A 438-nucleotide genomic window follows, 5' to 3' on the forward strand; every position below is an offset into this window, starting at 1 on the left:
AACTAACCTCAAAACAAGTTCTCCCTGAAGAGCCGTGGAAGACCACCACGTCGATAGGAGGCATGTGGAAGCACGGCAACGTGTGAAGCTGAGCCTTACTAATAGCTCGTTCGGCTTGATCACTCTCATTAATCAATGTCCATTCCATTCTGTAATCCCTCGCGGGGCGCACGGCTGACGCCTGCCCCTCCGGGAGGGCGGCCAAAAATGGCCGGCGCGCGTTCGCGCTTGCGAACCAAAGGTTCGATACGTGCCTTGCGGACGCATCAAAAATGCGTCCCTTGCACAGCCGAAAACGCACAAATCATCGATGCCTCAAAAGGCAAACAAGACCAGTTCCTCATTTGTCTGCACTTCGCCGGCCTGGTGGCCCCAGCGGGGGGCCCCCACCCGATCCCTTCCCGAACTCGGCCGTGAAACCCCCCAGCGCCAATGGTA

2 rRNA genes (1 of these 2 only partly in view) are annotated in these 438 nt (G+C 57.8%); both read left to right on the plus strand.

The features are described 5' to 3' along the window. Nucleotides 1-123 (plus strand): 23S ribosomal RNA (locus ACTIFU_RS23830); the annotation flags it as partial. A 239-nt stretch (nucleotides 124-362) separates the two neighbouring features. After that, nucleotides 363-438: ribosomal RNA gene (rrf, locus tag ACTIFU_RS23835) — 5S ribosomal RNA — on the plus strand (it continues 36 nt past the right edge of the window).

Source organism: Elioraea sp. (genome assembly GCF_051860475.1).
In the GTDB taxonomy this organism is placed as follows: domain Bacteria; phylum Pseudomonadota; class Alphaproteobacteria; order Acetobacterales; family Acetobacteraceae; genus Elioraea.